The sequence below is a fragment of the Massilia sp. YIM B02443 genome (assembly GCF_030411955.1).
Lineage (GTDB): Bacteria > Pseudomonadota > Gammaproteobacteria > Burkholderiales > Burkholderiaceae_D > Telluria.
This window is the reverse complement of the sequence record NZ_JASNRA010000008.1, coordinates 44,751-61,455: the sequence shown is the minus strand read 5'-3', so window position 1 is coordinate 61,455 and position 16,705 is coordinate 44,751. Positions and strand designations below refer to the sequence as shown.

Genomic DNA, 16,705 nt, shown 5'->3' with positions numbered 1-16,705 from the left:
CGCGGCGTTTTTTCTGGTCGAAAGCGAATGGGATCCTTCCGGATTCCATCAATTTGCGCGGAGGCCATCATGGCAATGCACTTCTCGACCCGGCGCTGGCAAGACCAGATCATCCTGTTGATCGGCGTCTGGCTCATCGTCTCGCCGCTGGCGTTCGGCTATCCGTCGGATTCGGCGCCGGCGATCAACGCCTACGTGGCCGGCATCATCATGGCAGTGCTGGCGGCGTTCGACCTGTACAAGACCTATGTGTGGGCGGTGGTGCTGAACATCGTGGTTGGCGCCTGGGTGGCAGTGTCGCCCTGGCTGGTGGACACCGTGCCCGATCGCATGATGACGACCAGCCTGCTCGTCTCCGGCATCGCGACGGTGGTGCTGGGGCTATGGGAATTGCGCACCGATCCCGAGCTGCATCGGCAGTGGACCAAGACCGGGGCGGCCGGATAAAGGAACGGACGAACGCGTGGACGGGAAACCCGTCCACCCTACGATGCTTTGACGGGCTGTCATGGACCGTAGGGTGGACGGCTTCGCCGTCCACGCGTTCAACCCACGTCAACAACTGCCCGTTCGCGACGACGGCCACGTGCGATCACATCGCGTACCGCACCACCTTGTCGCTCCACTCGAACGCCGACACTTCGAGCTCGGCCAGGTCGTCGCCGTCGATCGCCAGCGCCTGCAGGGTCGACAGCACCCCGTCCTGCCCATCCGCCTGCGCCTCGTCCATGCGCTCGAGCGATTCGGCCAGGCGCAGCAGTTCGCCGAAGAAGCCGCCGCGCCCCAGCAGTGCGGCGCGCACTTCGTCGATCACCGGAATCTGCTCCACGATGTCGCGCATCGGCATGCAGAACAGCGTGTCCATCAGCGACATCATGCCTACCGTGAAGGCGATGTCGGCCACGTTCTTCTGCGCCGGACGCAGGCGCTGGGCCAGCAGTTCCATCAGGCGCGCGCGGGTGGTGGCCAGCATCAGGAGCGGGCTCTGGCTGTGGCCGCGCACGTCGGCTTCGGCGAACAGCAGAATCTGCAGCCAGCGCTGCAGCTGGCGCCGGCCCAGCAGCGTCACGGCCTGGCTGACCGATTCGATGCGCCTTCCCGCCCCCACCGCCGGCGTGTTCACCAGGCGCAGCAGGTTCATGCCGAGCGTGACCTCGCGCTTGACCAGCGCTTCGATCGCGCCGTTGTCGGCGTCCGACGCCACCAGGTCCATCAGCGCCAGCACCGTGGTCTGCGAGGGAGAGAGCTTGCGCCCGCTGATCACGGTCGGCCTGGCGAAATAATATCCCTGGAAGTAATCGAAGCCGACGTCGAGGCAGGTGCGGTATTCGGTGTGGTTCTCGACCTTTTCCGCCACCAGCCGCTTGCCGGTGGTGCGCAGGCGCGGCGCCAGCGACAGCAGGGTCACCGGCGCCAGCGCGCGCAGGTCCATCTTGACGAAGTCGATCACCGGCAGCAGGCGCGGCAGCGCCTGGCCGTGGCTGGAGGCCTCGGCCGCGAAGCGGAAACCGTGGCCGGCCAGCACCCGCATGCGCTCGATGACGGCGTCGTCCGGCTCGACCGAGCGCACCAGTTCCAGCACCGTGCGCTCGCGCGGCAGGAAGGCGAAGATGTCGCTCATCAAGCCGTCACGGTCGATGTTCAGGAAGGCGGTGGCGTCGCCGATCGCGCGCGGCAATCCGAGCTGGGCTGCGTGGTGCAGCACGCCGGCGCTGGCGGCCAGGCCGGAGTCCGCATGTGCCCCACCCTGCGCACTGCCGCGAAACAGCAGCTCGTAGCCGAACAGCGCCTGGTTACGGTCCAGCACCGGCTGGCGCGCGAGGTAGAAATTACGCATGCGCAGAGGCTGGGAAGCCTCGTCGAGGCTGGCGTTATCGGTCATGGCGTCTCTCTTCGTCGCGGCAACGTGACTACTGTACCGCATCAGCGATTCAATGCTTGAATTAGTGAACTAATTTACTCGGAGAATGATAGCAAAATATCACCACTTCCGACATCAGGCATTGTCTGAACGACGATTATTGTGGCAAGCCGTCCACGAACAGTTTCAGTTCGCCGGGCTGGAATTGAGTCCAGGTTTCGTTGTTGGTGAGCGGTTCGGTGACGATGATCGCGACCCGGTCGTTGGGCGTGGTCACCTGCGAGAAGTCGACCGACAGATCCTCGTCCGACAGGCAGGCCGTAACAAACGGATATTGCCGTACCACGTAGCAGAGCTTGGTCGAGCAATGGGTGAACAGCGCCGTGCCGTCCGACAGCATCATGTTGAAGGTGCCGTGGGCGGCGATGCCGGGAATGATGCGCGCCAGGGCGGCGCGCAAGGCGGCGTGGTCCGGCGCATGCTCCGGCCCATCGCCGAACTCCTGGCGCAGGCATTGCAGCAGGTAGCAGAACGCCAGCTCGCTGTCGGTGCTGCCCACCGGACGGAACGGCCCGTCGAGCGGCGGCGCAAAGTCCTTCAGATCGCCGTTGTGGGCGAACACCCAGTAGCGGCCCCACAGCTCGCGCACGAACGGGTGGCAGTTCTCGAGCGCCACCTGGCCCACGGTGGCCTTGCGGATGTGGGCGATGACGTTGGTCGACTTGATCGGATAGCGCTTGATCAGCTCGGCGATCGGCGAAGCAATCGCGGCCTGGTGGTCGACGAAATGGCGCACCCCGCTGCCCTCGAAGAAGGCGATGCCCCAGCCGTCATGGTGGGTATCGGTACGCCCGCCGCGGTGGGCGAAGCCGGTAAAAGAGAAAACAATGTCGGTAGGGACATTGCAATTCATTCCGAGTAGCTGGCACATGGCCGCAGCTTACCATGCCGGCCGCGCCCATGGCTTTCGCGGCCGGGCGGATTGACCCTCAAAATGCGAATGAATATAATAGTCATTCTCATTTACAAAAAGAATCCAGGGTTTCCATGAACACTTTGCAGTCGCCTACCTACGATAATTCTCCGGTTTGCCGTCAGAAGCGGCTGGCCCGCCTGGTCAAGCTGGCCCTGAACGGCGCCGTCGTGGCGCCGATCGCCCTGCTGCCACTGGCAGCCCAGGCCCAGCAAAGCGCCGGCCAGCAGATCGAGAGCGTCGTCATCACCGGCGCCAGGGGCGACGCCGAAGCGCCGTACATGAACGGCGGCGTGGCGCGCCGCGGCAGCCTCGGCGTGCTGGGCGCGGGCGACGTCATGGACACCCCGTTCAATACCACCAACTACACCTCGAAGATGCTGGAAGACGTGCAGGCGCGCACCCTGGCCGACGTGGTCGTCAACGACGCCTCGGTGCGCCTGATGACCTCGACCGGCGGCTTCAGCGAAGACTTCCAGATCCGCGGCTTCAACGTCACCAGCGGCGACGTCGGCCTGAATGGTTTGTATGGTCTGACTTCGTCGAACCGCATGCCGGCCGCGATCATGGAACGCGTGGAAGTGCTGAAAGGCCCGGGCACGCTGATGTACGGTATCAGCCCGAGCGGCGGCGTCGGCGGCAACATCAACATCGTCACCAAGAAGGCCGGCGACAAGCCGCTCACGCGCGTCACCGGCACCTTCGAGAGCCAGGCCATCCTCGGCGCCCACGTCGACGTCGGCCGCCGCTTCGGCGAGAACGGCGAATGGGGCGTGCGCTTCAACGGCGTCTACCGCAAGGGCGACACCACGCTCGACGACGGTCAGATGGAAGCGAGCGTGCTGGCCCTGGCGCTGGACTACCGTTCGAGCAATCTGCGCTGGACCCTCGACACCTATGCCCAGCGCGAAGACACCGACACCTTCCGCGCCCAGACCGGCTTCCGCCCGGGCATCCGCAGCATTCCGAAGGCGCCGTCCGGCCACCGCGCGCTGTATCCCGGCGCCGAGCTGACGCTGCGCGATGCCACCATCTCGTCGCGCGTCGAGTACGACCTGAACCGGAACGTGATGCTGTACGCGACCGGCGGCTACCGCTACGGCGCCAGCGAGCAGGATTTCCCGTCGGTGCGCGGCAACGACGCGATCGACGCCAACGGCAATATGCGCGTCAGTAACGCCTGGTACGATGCGGCCTCGCACAACAAGACCGGCGAAGTCGGCGCGCGCTTCAACTTCAACACCGGCGGCATCAAGCACGTGGCCGCGGTGTCGGCGTCGGCGCTGGAAACCGAGGCCGGCAGCTTCTACCTGACCGCCACCAGCGCTCCCGTCGTGTCGAACATCTATTACCCGGCGCCGCTGCCGGTCATGAGCGGCGAGCGCCGCGCCACCACGCTCAACTCGCGCACCAAGCTGTCCAGCATCGCGGTGACCGACACCGTGTCGTTCATGGACGACCGCCTCCTGATCACGGCCGGCGCGCGGCGCCAGACGGTGGACGCGAAGAACCTGAACGCCGCCGGCGCCGTCACCGGTGCGTACGACGAAAGCGCGGTGGCGCCGCTGGCCGGCATCGTGTTCAAGCCGGTCGACAACGTCTCGGTGTACGGTAACTTCACCGCCGGCCTGTCGCGCGGCAGCACCGCGCCGGACACCGCGGCGAACCGCGGCGAAGTGTTCCCGCCGTACCGCTCGAAGCAGTACGAAGCGGGCGTCAAGGTCGAACACGACAAGATGATGAGCGCGGTCTCGGTATTCCAGGTCGACCGCCCCAACGCGCTGACCGATCCGTTCACCAATATCTACAGCCTGGACGGCAAGCAGCGCAACCGCGGCCTGGAACTGTCGACGATGGGCGAAGTGGCCGGCGGCGTGCGCCTGATGGCCAGCGCCATCTTCTACGACGCCACGCTCGAGCGCAGCGCCGGCGGCGTCAACGACGGCAAGGATGCGATCGGCGTGCCGAAGCGCGCCTTCAACCTGGGCGCCGACTGGGACCTGCCATGGGTGCCGGGCCTGGGCCTGAACGCGCGCGCGATCTACACCGCCGAAGCGCCGTTCGACGTCGCCAACACCTTGCTGCTGCCGTCGTGGAACCGGATCGACATCGGCGCGCGTTACACCACCGCGGTGATGGGCAAACCCGTGGTACTGCGTCTGAACGTGGAGAATGTGGCCAACAAGGCGTACTGGCTGTCGAGCAGCACGCTGGCGACGGTGGGCACCGTGGCGGCGCCGCGTACCGTCCTGCTGTCGGCGCAGGTGGACTTCTAAGCGGGAGTGGTGTGTTGTAATGCGCTACCGGCCTCGGGGCTGGTAGCGCTGTCTTTCTCTCGTGCTCGTCATATGAGCACGCAAGCCATTGCTATTCCGTTCCTTCAAACTTACGTAAAACTATTCACAGCTAGCTTTACCGTTGAATTCCTGCTTCGTCGAAGCTGGTTTCACCCTGCAATTTTGCAGGGCCAGAGCCGTCTTCTCCACAGGCTGACACGGTGGAACTCACCGCCGTATGATAAGACTACGCAAGTTTGAATGAGTTCCAAGCTAACTGCTAAAACCCTACCGCACGGCGCTTAATGCAGCACCACCGGTTGGCTCATCAGGGTGTCGTACGAACCGAGGAAGTCGTCGATCTCTTCCATCGTCGGTTCGCTCGCAATCAGGTTGTTGACTTCGCGCCGGAACGACTGCGCCAGACGGCCACCGATGAACGCTTCGCACCGGCCCGCCTTGTCGACGATTTCAAAGCCGCCAAAACGCAGCGCCTCGACTTCGCGGTCCACGCCGAATTCGACGATGCTGTACTGTTCGCTGTTGTAGATCATGTTCATGATGACTCCTTCTCTTGATCAGAGTGTTTTGTGCAAACCTGCCGTCTGGCGGCGAGCGGCAGGCTCTTCACTTCGTTAAAGAGGTGGGGCTGGCCAAACCGATTTCAAGAGTGACCACACGATGTCCATATCGGGTGGCGGGTCTTAAGCGGGAGTCGCGGAGACCACCGGGTTTAGCCTCAACAGCTGATCGTATGGCGTCGACTGCAGCCACGATCGCAACTGATCAAGATGTTCGCTGCTCGCCAGACCGATGAACAATCGTCGAGGGCGTTGGCGCAGCAATCGATTCAATGTTACACGCAAAACCAGATTGCCGTCGCAGCACAGGCAGCCTGGAGCGATCCGCGTCACATGCAGGCCGGGGCCGCTTGCAAGCGGCTCGGCGGCGACGCCGAATCCTTCGAGGATGACGGCGTCGAATACGGAAGGATGGTCGGTGGAAGCATCGGGAGCGAGTGCGCCGTCCCCTGGAGCGGAGACGGCCGTGTCATGCGATGCGGATGCCAGCAGCGCCGCGATCGCGCCTTCGCGCGCGCCGGCGCTGGCGCCGCTGACGAGGGTGGTGGCGACAGGCGCCATCGGCCCCGCCATCAGCCCCCTTTTTTGGCCAGCTTGCCCGGCTCGACGCCCAGCTGCTTGAGCTTGCGGTACAGGTGAGTGCGCTCGAGGCCGGTCTTCTCGGCCACGCGCGTCATGCTGCCGCCTTCGCGCCCCAGGTGGTGTTCGAAGTACATGCGCTCGAAGGCGTCGCGCGCCTCGCGCAGCGGCAGGTCGAACGACAGCGTGTAGCCGGTGCCCTCCCCATGCGAGATCGCGTGCACCAGGCGGGTGCCGTTGCCGCCGCCGGCCATGCCGCCCATGCCGCCCATGCCGCCCACACCCGCGTTCATGCCGACACCCGCGCCCAGCCCCGCTCCCGGCGGCGGCGCGAACATCGGCGCGCTGGCGGCCGGTTCGCTGGCCACGGCCGGCGCGCTCGGGGCGATCGGCCGCGGCGGCGCCATCGGCGCGCGCGCCACTTCCTGGGCCCGGCTCAGGCCCTGCTGCACGGCTTTCAGCAGCTTTTGCAGGGCAATCGGTTTTTCGAGGAAATTCAATGCGCCGATGCGCGTCGCCTCGACCGCGGTGTCGATGGTGGCGTGGCCCGACATCATGATCACCGGCATGGTCAGCAAGCCATCGCGCTGCCACTCCTTGAGCAGGGTGACGCCGTCGGTGTCCGGCATCCAGATATCGAGCAGCACCAGGTCGGGCGCCCCCGCCGCACGCGCCTCGCGCGCCTGCTGCGCGTTCTCGGCCAGGGTGATGGCGTGGCCTTCATCGCCAAGGATCTCGGACAGCAGTTCCCGGATGCCCATTTCATCGTCAACTACGAGTATGTTCGCCATCTCTCTGCCTTCCTGATCTTCTACCCGTCATGGTGTGTATTTTATAAGTCTTTCACACTTCGGCCAAGTTCGCCTCTGGGGCTAACTTTAACAGCAAAATCGAAACCGCTGCGCCACACCCGTCGGCGCGGTTGGTGAGATCGATCCGGCCGCCGTGTTCGTCCACGATCTTTTTCACCATCGGCAGCCCGAGGCCGGTGCCGCGCGCCTTCGAGGTGACGTAGGGTTCGAAGGCGCGCGCCAGGATGCGCGGCGCGAAACCGGGGCCGTTGTCGACGATCGCCAGGCGCACCGCGGTGCCGGCCAGGCCGTCGGCGCCGGTGTAATGAATCGCTTCGGTGGTGACCTCCACCAGCGGCGGCGGCGCGTCCGGCTCGCGCTCACGGTCACGATCAGTCAATGCATCCTGGGCGTTCTGCAGCAGGTTGTGGATCACCTGGCGCAGCTGGGTGGCGTCGCCCATCACGCGCGGCAGGCCGCCCGCCAGGCGCGCGCGGATGATGTCGGTGGAGTCCTCGGCCAGATACAGGCTCAGGATCTCTTCGATCAGGCCGTTCAGGTCGAGCGGCTCGAGCACCGCCGGCGGCGTGCGCGCGTAGTCGCGGAAGTCGTCCACCATGCGCTTCATGGCGTCGACCTGGTTGACGATGGTGGTGGTGCTGCGGCGCAGGAGGTCGGCCTGGGTCTCGGGCAGATGGTCTTCCAGCTTCATCTGCATGCGCTCGGCCGCCAGCTGGATCGGCGTGAGCGGGTTCTTGATCTCGTGCGCCAGGCGGCGCGCCACCTCGCCCCAGGCCACCGAGCGCTGGGCCGTGATCACGTCCGAGATATCGTCGAACACCACGATGAAGCCGCTGTCCAGGCCTACCGGCAGGCGCGAGCCGCGCGCCAGCAAGACGATGTCATGGTCGATTTCCTCGCCGCCCGACTTGCGCAGCGTGTCGCGCGGGATCTCGATCTGCTGCTGCCAGTGGCCGCGCTTGCGGCGGTCGGCGGCCGAGTGCGCGCTCTGGGCCGAGAACGCGCGCGTGATGCACAGCGAGAAGTGCTCGAGGCCCGGGATCTTCCCCAGCGGCCCGGCCAGCGCGCCCGGCTCCACCTGCAGGATGCGGTAGGCGGCGTCGTTGGAATTGACCACCGTGCCTTCGGCGTCGAGCACGATCACGCCGGCCGACATGTTCGCCAGCACCGACTCCAGGTGGGCCTTGGCGCTTTGCAGCGCGGCGCGGTTGCGCTCGACCGCGCTCCTCGCCTCGAACAGCTGGCCGGTCATGGCGTTGAAGGATTGGGTCAGGGTGCCCAGTTCGTCGTTGGTCTCGACGATCGGGCGCGGCGACAGGTCGCCCTCGGCCACCGCCTGGGTGCCTTCGGCCAGCACCAGCAGCGGCTGGGCCAGGTTACCGGCGATCAGGAAGGCGCTGGCGATGGCGCCGAAGATGGCCAGCAGCAGCGTCAATGTGAGCGTTTCGATGTACATCTTGCGCAGGCCCGTGCGCGCCACGTTGCGCTGCTGGTATTCGCTGTAGGCGGTGCGCAGCACTTCGGCATTCGAGGCCAGGTTGACCGGCACCGATTGCAGCAGCTGCAGGTAGCGCGGCGCCGCGCCGGGCGGCTCGGGCACCGCCAGCACCACGCGCAGGCGCAGGCTGGTGACGGCGTCGAGCGCATTGGCCTGGCCGTTGCCGCGCGCTTCCTGGTCGCGGAAATCGCGTTCGATGCCGCCCTCGGCGCGCGCATACCCGCCCGGCATCGAGGCCGAGCGCAGCATCTGCGGATCGGGAATGTCGGCCGCCAGGTTGGCGCGCCGGTCTTCGGTGGCGGCGGCCAGCACGCCGCCGTTGGCGTCCAGCAGCATGGCGCTTTGCAGGCCGCTGGTGTCGCTCAGCAAACGCGCCAGCACCGGCTGCGCCGTCATGTCGTTCTGGCCGGCCAGGGTGGCGGCCGCGGTCTGGCCGGTGGCGCCCAGTTCGGACAGCGATTCGTCCAGCGCCGCCCGCCCCAGATTCAGGCCCGAGGTCAATGCGGCCTCGATCTTGACGTCGAACCAGGAGTCGATCGAATGCGACACGAACATCACCGACACCATGAAGATCACCAGCCCGGGCAGGATGCCGATGCCGGCGAACAGCAGCACCAGTCTGGCCATCAGGCGCGAGCCGAACTTGCCGGCCTTGTAGCGCGAATAGAGCCGCGCCAGGCCCACCACCACCAGGGTCAGCAGCAGCACGGCCATCGCCGTGTTCAGGCCCAGCAGCCAGCCATAGTAACGGTCGAAGAAGCCGGAATTGTCGGACGCCGACGCCAGCAGGAACAGCAGGATGGAGACGATCGTGCCGCCCACCACCAGCGCATAGCGCAACGCCTGATTGAGCGATTTACTCCGCACGGTAGGTGAAGGTCTTCCTGTTGGAGGTGAGGCGCCAGTCGGAGTCGTTGAAGGCGTTCACCTGCAACGGTTTCTGCAGGTATTCGCGGTCCATGTACATGCGCAGCGAGACTTCATAGGTTTCGCCGGGCTTGAGCTTGCCCTTGGGCGCGATCAGCCAGCGCGTCGGACGCCGGATCATGAACATCGCTTCGTCGAAGGTCTGGAAGCTTTGCTGGAAGCTGCCCATCACCATCACGTGGTATTGGCGGGTCAGCACGTCGTAGGAAATGCGGATGGTGCGCTTCTGCTCCACCGCTTTCTCGTCGCGCCACCACCAGCGCGGGCGGGTCAGCTCGATCTCGGTGGTGAAGTGCAGCTGCACCCCGTGCTGGATCGCATCCTTGAGACCGTGATTGAGTTCGAAATCGTAGGCCGTGTTCAGGCGGTAGCCGTCGTCCCCGGCCTCGATGGTGGCGCGCGTGATGTCGATGCCGTCAGCCGCCCACGCCGGCGCGCCCGCGAAGGCACACGCAAACGCCAGCAGCAGCTGGCATGCGAGGAGGCGGAAAAATCGGTACGTCACGGGTGGGCCGGTGCCTTACATTGCGCGGATTATAGGAGAACGACTGCTGGAGAACATCACGCCCCTTTCTTCTGGAACAAGGCGTAGAACAGACCGTCATGATCCTGCCCGGAGCCGCCGGTCGGCAGCAGTTGGCCTGGCGCGTCGAGGCGGACTGCGTCGTGGCGCACCGCGAATGCGGCGGCCTGCGCCTCCGATTCCTGGGGCCAGAGCGAACATGTCACGAACAGCAATTTACCATTGGGCAGCAACATCTGCCAAAGATTGTCGAGTATTTTGGTGGAAAGTGTTGCAAGTTGGGATGTATCCGACTTGCGGCGCAACCAGCGGATGTCCGGGTGGCGGCGCACGATGCCGGAGGCGGTGCACGGCACGTCGGCCAGGATGCGGTCGTAGCCTTTGCCGTCCCACCAGTCGCTGCTACCCGCATCGGCTGCCAGCAGGCTGGCCTGCAGGCCCAGGCGGCCCAGATTGTCCCCCACCCGCGCCAGGCGCGCCGGGTCGGCATCGACCGAAGTCAGGTTCACATTCGCCGTCTCCAGGATGTGGCCGCTCTTGCCGCCGGGGGCGGCGCAGGCGTCCAGCACGCGCATGCCGTCCTGCAGGTCGAGCAGCGGCGCGGCCAGCTGGGCGCCGGCGTCCTGTACCGAGACCACGCCGTCGGCGAAGCCCGGAATCTGGGCCACGTTGATGGCCTGCGCCAGGCGCACTGCCGTCGGGCCCACCTGCTGCGCTTCCAGCCCGGCGTCCGCCAGGATCTGCAAGTAAGCGTCCACTGTCGTGTGGCGGCGGTTGACGCGCAGGGTCAGCGGCGGATGGACGTTGCCGGCGCGCAGGATCGCTTCCCAGTCGCGCGGATAGGCGCTGCGGGTGGCGTCGATCCACCACTGCGGATAATTCCAGCGCGCCAGCGGTTCGCGCAGCGCCTGTTCGACCAGGGCCTCGCGCTCGCGCAGGAAGCGTCGCAGCACCGCGTTGACCATGGCCTTGGCGTGGGCGAAATCGGGGTGGGCGGCGGCGGCGCTAACCGCCTGGTCGACCACCGTGAACGCCTCGTACGGGGGCTCGCCTTCGGCCGGATCGAGCAAGGCCAGCGCGGCCTGCAGCAAGGCGGCCAGCATCGGCGGCTCGGGCGCCTTGGTCGTCATCAGGCCGAGCAGGGTTTCGCCGCGGCCCAGCTGGCGCATGGTGCGGTAGGCGATGTCCTGGATCGCGCCGCGCGCCTGCGGCGCCGCATCGTAGGCGGCGAACACGGCCGCCAGCGCCTGCGGCAGCGCGGTGCCGGCGCGCACCCGCGACACGGCATTGGCCGCGCCCAGCAGGGCCAGCGCCAGCGAATCGCCTTTCAAATCGGGACGGTAGTCGCGCTGCGGCTGGACCTTGACCTCGTGGCTCTGGCGCAGGCGCGGCGCTTCGTCGCGCGGACGCTCGTGGCGCACCGGTTCACTGCGATGCTTTACCGCGCCGGGGAAGTCGCCACCCTGCACCCGCGGCGGCTTGCCGACCGGGCGCGCATCCTTGTCGAACGGACGCGGCTGGCCGGTGCTGGACGGCCCCGGCTTGCCGCCGCCCTGGGCCGGTCGCCCCGCACTGGAACTGGAACCGGCCTGGGCCGGTCCGCGGCCGACCGCGCCAGGCCGCGACGCGCCGCCGGCGGCCTTGGCCTTGGGTTTCAGGGTGAGCGTCGGGCGCTTGTCGGTCATGGCGAATACAATGTTGCGAAAAAGGGCGTCCATTGTAACGGTTATGCCTTTGGCGACGCTTAATAGCGTTGCAATGCCGTTACCTGAGTACCAATGGCCGCGCCGCCTGCCGCCAATCCGCTTTCCCAAACTAGTATAATGGCAGCTGTTTGCCTGACCACAGGCGCCAGCGTCACCGCATCCCCTTACTCTTTCGACCATTCCCATGCTCGCCCAACAAAAACAACAAATCGTTGCCCTGTTCCAGGCAGCCCTGGCGCCGATCGTCGCCGGTACCGACCTCGTCCCCAACGTCGTGCTCGAGCGTCCGCGCGACCCGTCGCACGGCGACATCGCCTGCAACATCGCCATGCAGCTGGCCAAGCCGCTCAAGACCAACCCGCGCGAACTGGCCACCCGCCTGGTCGCCGCGCTGCAGGCCGAGCCGGGCGCGCAAGGCCTGGTCGAATCGGTCGACATCGCCGGCCCCGGCTTCATCAACCTGCGCCTGGCCAACGCCGCCAAGCAGTCGGTGGTGCGCACCATCCTCGAACAAGGCCAGGCATTCGGGCGCGGCACCTCAGGCAACGGCCACCATGCGATCATCGAATTCGTCTCGGCCAATCCGACCGGCCCGCTGCACGTCGGCCACGGCCGCCAGGCTGCGCTGGGCGACGCGCTGTCGTCGCTGTTCGAAGCCCAGGGCCACCAGGTGACGCGCGAGTTCTACTACAACGACGCCGGCGTCCAGATCGCCACGCTGGCGAGCTCGGTGCAGGCGCGCGCGCGCGGCTTCAAGCCGGGCGACGCCGAATGGCCCGAGTCGGCCTACAACGGCGACTACATCCAGGACATCGCCGACGGCTTCCTGGCCAAGGCCACCGTCTCGGCCAGCGACGGCGAACCCGCCACCGCCAGCGGCGATGTGGAAGACATCGAATCGATCCGCCGCTTCGCCGTGACTTACCTGCGCAACGAGCAGGACATCGACCTGCAGGCCTTCGGCGTCAAGTTCGACAACTACTACCTCGAGTCGTCGCTGTACGCCGACGGCAAGGTCGAGCAGGCGGTGCAGGCCCTGATCGACGCCGGCGTCACCTACGAACAGGACGGCGCCCTGTGGCTCAAGACCACGGATTATGGCGACGACAAGGACCGCGTGATGCGCAAGTCCGAAGGCGGCTTCACCTACTTCGTGCCGGACGTCGCGTACCACATGCAGAAGTTCCGCCGCGGCTTCGACCAGGCCATCAACATCCAGGGCAGCGACCACCACGGCACCATCGCGCGCGTGCGCGCCGGCCTGCAGGCGGTGAACATCGGCATCCCGCAGGGCTACCCGGACTACGTGCTGCACAAGATGGTCACCGTCATGAAGAACGGCGAAGAGGTCAAGATCTCGAAGCGCGCCGGCTCCTACGTGACCGTGCGCGACCTGATCGAATGGTCGGGCAACGGCGACATCACGCGCGGCCGCGACGCGGTGCGCTTCTTCCTCATCTCGCGCAAGGCCGACACCGAGTTCGTGTTCGACGTCGACGTCGCGCTGAAGACCTCGGACGAGAACCCGGTGTACTACGTGCAGTACGCCCACGCGCGCATCTGCTCGGCCCTGAACAACTGGGGCGGGGACGAAGCAGCGCTGGTGAACGCCGACCTGTCGGTGCTGACCACGCCGCACGAAGCCAGCCTGCTGGCGAAGCTGGCCGCCTATCCGGAAATGCTGCAGCGCGCCCAGGCCGAACTCGGCCCGCACCAGGTGGCGTTCTACCTGCGCGAACTGGCCGGCGAACTGCACAGCTACTACTTCGCCAACAAGTGGCTGCTGGACGACGACGAGCCGCTCAAGCTGGCGCGCCTGGCGCTGGCCACCGCCACCCGCCAGGTGCTGCGCAACGGCCTGGCCTTGATCGGCGTCTCCGCGCCCGACAAGATGTAATGTAACGATGTGATGGTCCCGGCGCTGCGCTGCTTCGCGCTGCATTGCCGGACCATCACTTCCCCTCTCCGACCAATCGAAAGCAACATGACCGCCATCCGTTCCTTCTCGAAGCGCAGCCAGCGCGGCAGCACCCTGACCGGCATCATCATCGGCCTGATCATCGGGCTGGGCATCGCGGTAGCGGTCGCGCTCATGATTACCAAGGGCGCGTCGCCGTTCACCGAGCGTTCCAACAAGATGGGCCGCCCGGCCGACCTCGAGCCGAGCCAGGCCACCGACCCGAACAAGCCGCTGTACGGCAACCGCGACGCCGCGCGCGAAGCGAATCGCGCGCTGGCCGAACGGGCAGCCCCTGCTGCACCGGCTGCGCCCGCGGCACCTGCGCGCGCGCCGGCCGCTGCCGCCGATTCCGACCCGCTCGGCGCGGCGATCGCCGGCATGCAGGAGCAGCCGAAGCTCGCCAGCGCGGCCCCTGCCGCTCCTGCCGCGCCGGTCAACACCGCGGCCCCGGCCGGCGCTGCCGCCGCCGTCACCGACGGCTACATCTATTACCTGCAGGCCGGCGCCTTCCGCGAAATGTCGGACGCCGAGAACACCCGCGCCAAGCTGGCCCTGCTCGGCTTCGAAGCCGCGATCACCGACCGCAGCACCGACAGCGGCGTGCTGCACCGCGTGCGCGTCGGCCCGTACAACCAGGTCGAAGCCGTCAACAAGGCGCGCGCCAAGCTGCTCGACAGCGGCATCGACGTCGCCATCGTGCGCAACCAGCGCTAAGCTTCAACCCGCCGACCATGCACGCGCCGCGCACAGGGGACCGGGTCTTCATCACCGGCGCCTCGAGCGGCATCGGCGCCGCGCTGGCGCGCGAGTACGCGGCGCGCGACGCCAGCCTTGGCCTGCTGGGACGGCGTCGCGACGCGCTCGAGGCGCTGGCTGCTTCCCTGCCCGATTCCAAACGCCATCGCATCTATGTCGTCGATGTGCTCGACCGCCCTGCCCTGCAGGCGGCGGCGCACGACTTCATCGCGGCCAACGGCGGCGCCGACATCGTCATCGCCAGCGCCGGCATCTCGCACGGCACCCTGACCGAGCGCGCGGCCGACCTGTCCGTGTTCGACGCCGTCTTCGCCACCAACGTCAACGCCACCGTCGCCACCTTCGCGCCGTTCATCGACGCCATGCGCGCGCAGAGCAATCCATGCCGCCTGGTCGGCATCGGCAGCGTGGCGGGCATCCGCGGCATGCGCGGCGCCGGCGCCTATTGCGCCAGCAAGGCGGCGGTGCACAGCTACTGCGAATCGCTGCGCGTCGAACTGCGCAACACCAACATCCGGGTGGTGACCATCGCCCCCGGCTACATTGCCACACCCATGACCAGCAAGAACCGTTTTCCCATGCCCTTCCTGATGCCCGCCGAGCGTTTTGCGGCGCAGGCGGTTGACGTCATCGCGCGCGGCGCCGGCTACCGCGTGCTGCCCTGGCAGATGGGCCTCGTGGCCAAGCTGCTGCGGCTGCTGCCCAATGTCGTATTCGACTTCGCGTTTTCGCGCGCGCCGACCAAGCAGCGCAAGGGGGACGCATGAACGCCGACGCTATCGCCAGCCTGTCCACATCCGGCGTCGCCGTCGAAGTGGTGCGCGAGACCGGCTCCACCAACGCCGATCTCCTGGTGCGCGCCCCTACGCTCGATGCGCCGCTGCTGTTGATCGCCGAGCACCAGAGCGCCGGTCGCGGACGCGCCGGGCGCAGCTGGCTGTCGTCGCCCGAAGGCTCGCTGACCTTCTCGCTGGCGTGGAAGTTCGACGGTGGCCCGCAAGCGCTCTCCGGCCTGCCGCTGGCGGTCGGCGTAGCGCTGGCCGAGACCCTGGGCGCGCTCGGCCAGCAGGTGCAACTGAAGTGGCCGAACGACCTGCTCAAGGACGGTGACAAGCTGGCCGGCATCCTGATCGAGACCCAGTCGGCGCCGGGCGGCGGCACCTGGACCGTGATCGGCATCGGCCTGAATCTCCTGATGCCGGACGAGATGGAGGCGCAGCTGGGCCGCAGCGCGGCCGGCGTGCCGTGGCTGGCGCGCATGGAGCGCGACGTGCTGATGGCCGCCCTGCTCGACGGCCTGGCCGGCGCCCTGCGCGAATTCGCCGCGCGCGGCTTCGCCGCCTTCAGCGCGCGCTGGAACCTGCATCACGCCTGGCAGGGCCAAACCGTGGTCCTGCTCGACAACGGCGCCGTGCTGCACGAAGGCCGGGCGGCGGGCGTCGACGACAGCGGGCGCTTACTGCTCGACACCGACGCCGGCCGCGTGCCGATCCTGGCCGGTGACGTCTCGCTGCGGGTCAAGGCATGATGCTGCTGGTCGACGCCGGCAATACCCGCGTCAAGTGGGCGCTGGTGGACGATGATGCTGCGCCCGGTAGCTGGCGCGCGCATGGCGCCGGACTGCATGCGGAGCTGGATCGCATGGCGCCCGGATGGATTGGATGCACGCGGGCGCTGATCTCGAACGTGGCCGGCCCGCTGCTGCGCGAACGCATCGCCGCCGCGCTGCCGGCTGGGATCGCGGTCGAGTGGTTCGCCTCGACACCGGAACGCGCCGGCCTGCGCAACGGCTACCGCGAACCGGCCCGCCTCGGGTGCGACCGCTTCGCCGCCGCCATCGGCGCGCGCGCGCTGGCTCCTGGCCAGGACCTGATCGTGGCCACCTGCGGCACCGCCACCACGGTCGACGCGGTGAGCGCCGACGGCGTGTTCATCGGCGGCATGATCCTGCCCGGCCTGGCGCTGATGGCGTCCTCGCTGGCGCGCAACACCGCCCAGCTGCCGCAAGTGGCAGCCGGGCGCGCGATACCGCCCCTGTTCGGCGACAATACCGATGATGCCATCGTCGCCGGCTGCCTGTCGGCGCAGGCCGGGGCGATCGAGCGCGCCGTCGCCGGTCACGGCGCGCGGGTCTGCATCGTCTCGGGCGGCGCCGCGCCCAGCATCGCGCCGGCGCTCAAGGTCGATTACCGGGCGGTCGATAACATCGTGCTGGTCGGCCTGCAGGCGGCCGCACGCTGACAAGGAGGAGAA

The 16,705-nt window shown here is 67.3% G+C and carries 15 protein-coding genes; 7 read left to right on the top strand and 8 right to left on the bottom strand.

All coding sequences use genetic code 11. The annotated features are described in order from the left end of the window. The first annotated feature begins 69 nt into the window (after positions 1-69). On the top strand, positions 70-447 hold the full coding sequence (locus QPK27_RS10465; RefSeq protein ID WP_290418172.1) for an SPW repeat protein: 378 nt from the start codon (positions 70-72) through the stop codon (positions 445-447). Positions 448-592: 145 nt separating this feature from the next. On the opposite strand, the gene QPK27_RS10460 is transcribed toward QPK27_RS10465, so the two are convergent. Both QPK27_RS10460 and QPK27_RS10455 read right to left on the bottom strand, forming a co-directional pair. Next, positions 593-1,882, bottom strand: coding sequence for an EAL and HDOD domain-containing protein (locus QPK27_RS10460; protein WP_290418171.1), 1,290 nt, complete (start codon positions 1,880-1,882; stop codon positions 593-595). Between the two features lie 136 nt (positions 1,883-2,018). Continuing rightward, a complete protein-coding gene (locus QPK27_RS10455) occupies positions 2,019-2,792 on the bottom strand; it encodes a class II glutamine amidotransferase (RefSeq protein ID WP_290418170.1) in 774 nt (257 codons plus the stop codon). Between the two features lie 116 nt (positions 2,793-2,908). Between QPK27_RS10455 and QPK27_RS10450 the strand changes: the two genes are divergently transcribed. Next, positions 2,909-5,110 (top strand): TonB-dependent siderophore receptor, encoded by a 2,202-nt coding sequence (locus QPK27_RS10450; protein ID WP_290418169.1) that lies wholly within the window; start codon positions 2,909-2,911, stop codon positions 5,108-5,110. Positions 5,111-5,412: 302 nt separating this feature from the next. Here the strand turns inward: QPK27_RS10450 and QPK27_RS10445 are convergent, their stop codons facing one another. From QPK27_RS10445 to rsmB, 6 genes are all read right to left on the bottom strand, one after another. Then, a complete protein-coding gene (locus tag QPK27_RS10445) occupies positions 5,413-5,670 on the bottom strand; it encodes a DUF3567 domain-containing protein (RefSeq protein ID WP_290418168.1) in 258 nt (85 codons plus the stop codon). A gap of 144 nt (positions 5,671-5,814) precedes the next feature. After that, positions 5,815-6,252 (bottom strand): GTPase, encoded by a 438-nt coding sequence (locus QPK27_RS10440; protein ID WP_290418167.1) that lies wholly within the window; start codon positions 6,250-6,252, stop codon positions 5,815-5,817. 11 nt (positions 6,253-6,263) lie between these two features. Then, positions 6,264-7,061 (bottom strand): response regulator, encoded by a 798-nt coding sequence (locus QPK27_RS10435; RefSeq protein WP_290418166.1) that lies wholly within the window; start codon positions 7,059-7,061, stop codon positions 6,264-6,266. A gap of 52 nt (positions 7,062-7,113) precedes the next feature. Next, positions 7,114-9,447, bottom strand: coding sequence for an ATP-binding protein (locus tag QPK27_RS10430; protein WP_290418165.1), 2,334 nt, complete (start codon positions 9,445-9,447; stop codon positions 7,114-7,116). Then, entirely contained in the window at positions 9,437-10,012 is a 576-nt protein-coding gene (locus QPK27_RS10425; protein WP_290418164.1) for a DUF4390 domain-containing protein, read from the bottom strand. Before QPK27_RS10425 ends, QPK27_RS10430 begins: the two co-directional genes overlap by 11 nt. A 56-nt stretch (positions 10,013-10,068) precedes the next feature. After that, entirely contained in the window at positions 10,069-11,715 is a 1,647-nt protein-coding gene (gene rsmB, locus QPK27_RS10420) for a 16S rRNA (cytosine(967)-C(5))-methyltransferase RsmB (protein ID WP_308633450.1), read from the bottom strand. A 205-nt stretch (positions 11,716-11,920) separates the two neighbouring features. Here rsmB and argS point away from each other — a divergent pair, with 205 nt between their 5' ends. The 5 genes from argS to QPK27_RS10395 all read left to right on the top strand — a co-directional run bounded on the left by argS (position 11,921) and on the right by QPK27_RS10395 (position 16,693). Next, positions 11,921-13,633 carry an arginine--tRNA ligase gene (gene argS, locus QPK27_RS10415; protein WP_290418163.1) on the top strand — a complete coding sequence of 571 codons (1,713 nt, stop codon included), beginning with the start codon at positions 11,921-11,923 and terminating at the stop codon, positions 13,631-13,633. 87 nt (positions 13,634-13,720) lie between these two features. Then, positions 13,721-14,410, top strand: a complete 690-nt coding sequence (locus QPK27_RS10410) for an SPOR domain-containing protein (protein ID WP_290418162.1) — start codon at positions 13,721-13,723, stop codon at positions 14,408-14,410. A gap of 17 nt (positions 14,411-14,427) precedes the next feature. Then, entirely contained in the window at positions 14,428-15,219 is a 792-nt protein-coding gene (locus tag QPK27_RS10405; protein ID WP_290418161.1) for an SDR family oxidoreductase, read from the top strand. Beyond that, entirely contained in the window at positions 15,216-15,980 is a 765-nt protein-coding gene (locus QPK27_RS10400) for a biotin--[acetyl-CoA-carboxylase] ligase (protein WP_290418160.1), read from the top strand. The genes QPK27_RS10405 and QPK27_RS10400 overlap by 4 nt, the downstream gene beginning before the upstream one ends. After that, entirely contained in the window at positions 15,977-16,693 is a 717-nt protein-coding gene (locus tag QPK27_RS10395; protein ID WP_290418159.1) for a type III pantothenate kinase, read from the top strand. The genes QPK27_RS10400 and QPK27_RS10395 overlap by 4 nt, the downstream gene beginning before the upstream one ends. Positions 16,694-16,705: the final 12 nt, after the last annotated feature.

What these genes read in the sequence shown, in the direction of transcription:
- QPK27_RS10465 (WP_290418172.1), top strand. Translation starts at nt 70, where the DNA reads ATGGCAATGCACTTCTCGACCCGGCGCTGGCAAGACCAGATCATCCTG.
- QPK27_RS10460 (WP_290418171.1), bottom strand. Translation starts at nt 1,882, where the DNA reads ATGACCGATAACGCCAGCCTCGACGAGGCTTCCCAGCCTCTGCGCATG.
- QPK27_RS10455 (WP_290418170.1), bottom strand. Translation starts at nt 2,792, where the DNA reads ATGTGCCAGCTACTCGGAATGAATTGCAATGTCCCTACCGACATTGTT.
- QPK27_RS10450 (WP_290418169.1), top strand. Translation starts at nt 2,909, where the DNA reads ATGAACACTTTGCAGTCGCCTACCTACGATAATTCTCCGGTTTGCCGT.
- QPK27_RS10445 (WP_290418168.1), bottom strand. Translation starts at nt 5,670, where the DNA reads ATGAACATGATCTACAACAGCGAACAGTACAGCATCGTCGAATTCGGC.
- QPK27_RS10440 (WP_290418167.1), bottom strand. Translation starts at nt 6,252, where the DNA reads ATGGCGCCTGTCGCCACCACCCTCGTCAGCGGCGCCAGCGCCGGCGCG.
- QPK27_RS10435 (WP_290418166.1), bottom strand. Translation starts at nt 7,061, where the DNA reads ATGGCGAACATACTCGTAGTTGACGATGAAATGGGCATCCGGGAACTG.
- rsmB (WP_308633450.1), bottom strand. Translation starts at nt 11,715, where the DNA reads ATGACCGACAAGCGCCCGACGCTCACCCTGAAACCCAAGGCCAAGGCC.
- argS (WP_290418163.1), top strand. Translation starts at nt 11,921, where the DNA reads ATGCTCGCCCAACAAAAACAACAAATCGTTGCCCTGTTCCAGGCAGCC.
- QPK27_RS10410 (WP_290418162.1), top strand. Translation starts at nt 13,721, where the DNA reads ATGACCGCCATCCGTTCCTTCTCGAAGCGCAGCCAGCGCGGCAGCACC.
- QPK27_RS10405 (WP_290418161.1), top strand. Translation starts at nt 14,428, where the DNA reads ATGCACGCGCCGCGCACAGGGGACCGGGTCTTCATCACCGGCGCCTCG.
- QPK27_RS10400 (WP_290418160.1), top strand. Translation starts at nt 15,216, where the DNA reads ATGAACGCCGACGCTATCGCCAGCCTGTCCACATCCGGCGTCGCCGTC.
- QPK27_RS10395 (WP_290418159.1), top strand. Translation starts at nt 15,977, where the DNA reads ATGATGCTGCTGGTCGACGCCGGCAATACCCGCGTCAAGTGGGCGCTG.